General features: G+C 38.5%; 3 protein-coding genes. 2 read left to right on the forward strand and 1 reads right to left on the reverse strand.

Features of this window, described 5'->3' with window-relative positions:
• Nucleotides 1-473: 473 nt before the first annotated feature.
• Entirely contained in the window at nucleotides 474-2,630 is a 2,157-nt protein-coding gene (gene speC, locus FC24_RS02000) for an ornithine decarboxylase (protein ID WP_057873203.1), read from the forward strand.
• A 115-nt stretch (nucleotides 2,631-2,745) separates the two neighbouring features.
• A complete protein-coding gene (gene potE, locus FC24_RS02005; protein ID WP_057873204.1) occupies nucleotides 2,746-4,062 on the forward strand; it encodes a putrescine-ornithine antiporter in 1,317 nt (438 codons plus the stop codon).
• A 164-nt stretch (nucleotides 4,063-4,226) separates the two neighbouring features.
• On the opposite strand, the gene FC24_RS02010 is transcribed toward potE, so the two are convergent.
• A complete protein-coding gene (locus tag FC24_RS02010; protein ID WP_057873205.1) occupies nucleotides 4,227-5,525 on the reverse strand; it encodes a pyrimidine-nucleoside phosphorylase in 1,299 nt (432 codons plus the stop codon).
• Nucleotides 5,526-5,604: the final 79 nt, after the last annotated feature.

A 5,604-nucleotide genomic window follows, 5' to 3' on the forward strand; every position in this document is an offset into this window, starting at 1 on the left:
ATAGTAAAACCCCTAACGTTGGATTTAGTTGTCCAACGTTAGGGGTTCACTTTATGTTCTGCTAATTGTTCCTGCGTCATTGCAATTGTTTTTCTTTTAGCACGAATTAACTTTCCAATTTTAATTTTATTATTTTTCGTCACGTCTCACGCCCGCCTTATTAGTGTTCTAAAACGACAATACGGGTTTTTATGTGATTTAAAAACAAAATATATTAACAGTTTTTATACAAATATAGTAATAGTTATGCTATAATGACTTTGGATCGATCAGGAATTAGAGCTTATATAGACGCTGCAGCGGGCTTTATACCGATTTTAAATAAGTGTTTCAAAATTCATATTATTTTGTGAGTCACAACTAAATGACGTCAATTAGTTGTTCTATTTTCACTTAATTTAAAAAGTCGATCAAAAAGAAGTGCTTTAACCAAAAAATTATAAACGCTTTCTAAAATTGGGAGGCAATATTCTATGATGAAAATTGCAACTACAAGTCAAGCAAAGCTTTATTTTAAAACAAAACGACAACTCGTCGCTGCTGATAAAACGGACTTTACTGATGTTGCTGCTTTAGTCGTCGCTGCTAGCGATATTGATTTAATCAACAAAGTCGATCAAACAAAATTTGGCATTCCGATTTTTGTCATTACTAGTGATAGCAACCAGCTTTCTGGGCAATTAATGAAGAAAATTTATCACATTTTAGATCCAAATAACCACTACGATCATGCCCTATATAACCACGAAATTGAAGCTGCGGCAGCACAATACGAAAAAAAGGCACTGCCACCATTTTTTGGTTCTTTAAAATCTTATGTTAACCGTGGCAATCTGCAATTTGATTGTCCAGGTCACCAAGGTGGACAATATTTTAGAAAACATCCGGCTGGCCGTGCGTTCTATGATTTCATGGGCGAAAATGTCTTTCGTTCTGATATCTGTAACGCTGACGTTGCCCTAGGTGATTTATTGATTCATGAAGGTCCTGCTATGCAGGCAGAAAAAGAAGCTGCACGGATCTACAATGCAGATAAAACTTACTTTGTGATGAACGGATCCACAACTTCAAACAACATCGCCATCACTTCTGCCATTGCTCCTGGTGACTTAGTTCTTTTTGACCGTAATAATCATAAATCTGTTTACAACAGTGCTTTAGTGATGGACGGCGGTCGGCCAGTTTACATGGAAACTTCCCGCGACTCTTATGGCTTTATTGGCGGTATTTATGCCAAAGACTTTGATGAAGATTATCTCAGAGCAGAAGCTGCTAAAGTCGATCCAAAACGTGCCAAACAAAAACGGCCATTCAGATTAGCAGTAATCCAATTAGGCACTTATGATGGCACAATTTATAATGCCAAACAAGTCATTAAGAAAATTGGCCACTTATGTGACTACATTCTTTTTGATTCCGCGTGGGTAGGTTATGAACAATTCATTCCAATGATGAATGACTGCTCACCGCTAAAACTAGAACTAGGACCAGATGATCCAGGAATTTTAGTGGTACAGTCCGTCCACAAACAACAAGCTGGTTTTTCACAAGCATCCCAAATTCATAAAAAAGATAAGCACATTAAAGGACAAAAACGTTATATCGACCATAAGCGCTTTAATAATGCTTACCTGAAATTCTCCTCGACATCACCATTTTATCCGCTGTTTGCGTCATTAGATGTTAACGCCAAAATGCAAGAAGGTGCTGCAGGTGAAAAATTGTGGCACGACACTTTAGTAACCGGCGTCAATGCACGTAAAAATATCATTAAAAACTGTCATCTAATCAAACCATTTGTACCACCAATGGTCAATGGCAAAAAATGGGAAGACGTTCCAACAGAAGAAATTGTTAGCAACATCGATTATTGGCGGTTTGAAAAAGATGCTAAATGGCACGGATTTTCAGGTTATGAAAACAATCAATACTTTGTTGATCCAAACAAATTCATGTTAACAACGCCTGGGATCAATCCAAAAACCGATGATTATGAAGACTTTGGCATTCCAGCAACTATTTTAGCTAGCTATTTACGTGAACATGGCATTATTCCGGAAAAGAACGATTTAAACTCTATTTTATTCTTAATGACGCCAGCTGAAACTCCAACTAAAATGAACAATTTAGTTTCTCACCTGGTTAAATTTGAGCACTTAGTGGAGCAAGATCAGCCGCTAGAAGACGTTTTACCAAATCTCTACGCTGAAAATAAAGTGCGCTACCGCGGTTATACCATTCGGCAATTATGCCAAGAACTACATGATTTTTACAAAAACGCTGACACTAAAACTTATCAAAAGAAACTATTCAAACATGAATATCTTCCTGAAGTTGCCATGACACCTTATGATGCCAATGTTGCCCTTTTAAAAAATAATGTCGAGCTAGTCAAATTGGAGAATATTTTAGGTCGTGTTGCTGTTGAAGGCGCACTGCCATACCCTCCTGGTATTTTCTGTGTTGTCCCCGGTGAAAAATGGAATGAAAATGCACAAAAATACTTTACCATTTTAGAAGACGGTATCAATGAGTTCCCTGGTTTTGCTCCTGAAATTCAAGGTGTCTACTTCAAAGAAGAAGCTGGACACATTAATGCTTATGGCTACGTCTTAAAAGAAAATAAATAAGCATTTTTAACCATTATCAGATACACAATTCATTGATTGTTAAGGAACTGAGGTGAATTTTTACCTCAGTTTCCTTGCCTTTATTCAATTTATTCTATAATTAAGGAGCAAAATTATGGCACAAGAAAAGAAAAAAATGAGTGTGGTTCAATTAACCATCATTACAGCAATCAACATGATGGGCTCCGGTATCATCATGTTGCCTACAAATCTAGCTGAAGTTGGAACCATGTCGATCTTATCCTGGCTGGTAACAGCATTAGGCGCAATGGCTTTGGCCTATGCGTTTTCACGAGCGGGTATGTATACCTCAAAAGGTGGCGGTATGGGAGGTTACGCGGAATATTCCTTTGGAAAAGCAGGCGCCTTCCTTGCCAATTACACCTATGGTGCATCCTTAGTGATTGCCAATGCTGCAATTGCTATTTCGGCGGTCGGCTATGCTGCTGTTTTGTTTGGCGCTGATTTGAATCCATTGGAAGTTGCTTTATGGACCATTTTCACTTTATGGCTAGCGACGATTTTAAATTTTGGCGGTGCAAGAATAACAGGACGTATCAGTACTTTTACCGTTTGGGGCGTTATTATTCCCGTCATTGCCATTTCTATTTTAGGTTGGTTCTGGTTTAGTGGTACACGTTATATTAATGCATGGAACCCTTACCATTTCAGTTTCTTCAAAGGAATTGGTAAGTCCATTTCAATCACATTATGGGCATTTCTAGGTTTAGAATCCGCTTCTGCTAACATGGATTCAGTAGAAAATCCTAAAAAGAACGTTCCAATTGCTGTCTTAGGCGGTACAATTGGCGCAGCGATCATGTACATTTTATCGACTAACATTATGGCCGGTATCGTACCTAATCAAGCACTACTACATTCCAATGCACCCTTTGGATTAGCCTTTAGTACAATGTTTACCCCAGCTATTGGTAATATCGTCATGGCTTTAATGATTTTATCCTGCTTTGGCTCATTACTCGGTTGGCAATTTACCATCGCTGAAGTGTTTAGAAGCTCGGCACATGAAAAATACTTCCCTAAAATTTTTAGTAAAGTAATCGGTAATGGAACACCTTTAGTTGGCATGTTGATCATTACTGCCTGCCAATCACTGTTAGCACTAATGACGATTAGCCCATCACTTTCTAAACAATTTACAATTTTAGTAAATTTAGCCGTTGTCACTAATGTTATTCCTTACTTACTATCCATGGCTTCATTAAAAACAATGCAATTAGAGGAAAATGTGCCAAAAGCTAAACAACGGAAAACCAACTTGATCGCAACAATTGCTGCAATTTACAGTCTTTACGCACTTTACACTGCTGGCTCTGTTGCGTTAATGGGTGGTTCAATTGTTACTTTTGCTGGCTGGATCTTATACGGCTTTATTTCACATCGCTTTGATGCACGTAAAGCTTTGAACTAAAACGGTATACTTAAACCATTGTGATATTCTGACTATCACAATGGTTTTTGTTACCATGTTAGCTTAATAAAGGCTTAGGCAACGCTATTTAGTATTACAAACGACATTTAACTAGACACACAAAAACACCGTGACGCAGAAACGCCACGGTGTTTTACCTTACATTACTGAATAATTTTACGAATTAACTGAACCGGTTGTGCCTGGTGATTAATTTCAATATTATCATACAGTAAAGACTTGATTTTATCTACATTTTGCGTATTGCTATAAATCGTCAGTAAGCTTTCACCTTCAGCAACTTGATCGCCAATTTTCTTATGCAATTGAATACCAACTGCATAATCAATTTTATCATCTTTGGATTGACGGCCACCGCCTAGTAGCATACTAGCAATGCCAACTTCATCTGCTGCCATTTTCGCAACTAAACCATTCTGTTTGGCAGGTAGTTCAATCTTGTATTTAGCCTGTGGCATGATTTCTGGCTGATTTACCACATCACCGTTACCGCCTTGCGCCACAACCATTGCTTTAAATTTCGCTAAAGCAGTGCCATCAGTGATAACCTGATCAACCATTGCTTGGGCATCCGCAATGGTAGCCGCTTTATGGCCCAACACAGCCATTTGGCAAGCTAACCGTTTAACGAGTTCTGTAATGTCAGCTGGGCCTTGCCCTTTCAAAATATCAATGGTTTCTTTAATTTCCAGTGCATTGCCAACTGCATTCCCTAATGGCTGGTTCATATCGGAAATGATGGCCATGCAATCCATTCCCACTTGCTTACCAATACCAACTAGGGCATTAGCAAGATCAACCGCGCTACTTTCTTCTTTCATAAAGGCGCCAGCGCCCGTTTTAACGTCTAGTACTAAGGCATCAGTGCCAGACGCAATCTTTTTACTCATAATTGAACTAGCAATTAACGGAATGGAATCAACTGTTGCTGTCACATCACGTAACGCATAAATTTTCTTATCTGCTGGTGCAATGTTGCCAGTCGCACCAATAATCGCTAAGCCAATATCAGTGACCTGCTTTTTAAAATCAGCTTCACTAATTTCAACTTTAAAACCAGGAATTGCTTCTAATTTATCCAATGTCCCACCGGTATGGCCTAATCCGCGGCCAGAAATCATCGGTACTGGAATTCCTAACGCCGCTACAATTGGTGCTAAAGGCAAACTGGTCTTATCCCCAACACCACCGGTAGAGTGCTTATCTACTTTAATTCCAGGGATACTACTGAGATCCAAGCGATCGCCAGAATGGAGCATTGCCATGGTTAAATTAGCCCGTTCTGATTCAGTCATGCTGTTAAAATAAATTGCCATCAACAATGCGCTGACTTGATAGTCTGGTATTTTGCCAGCTGTATAACCTTCGACGAAGAATTGAATTTCAGCTTTTGTTAACGTTTTGCCATCACGTTTATTTTGAATAATATCTACCATTCTCATTAAAAACACCTCTTCTAATCATTGGTACTGTCAAACGTACCCTAATTTACCTTGTTTTTATTATCGTTACTAATTGTTT

This window comes from Loigolactobacillus rennini DSM 20253 (assembly GCF_001436505.1).
GTDB lineage: Bacteria > Bacillota > Bacilli > Lactobacillales > Lactobacillaceae > Loigolactobacillus > Loigolactobacillus rennini.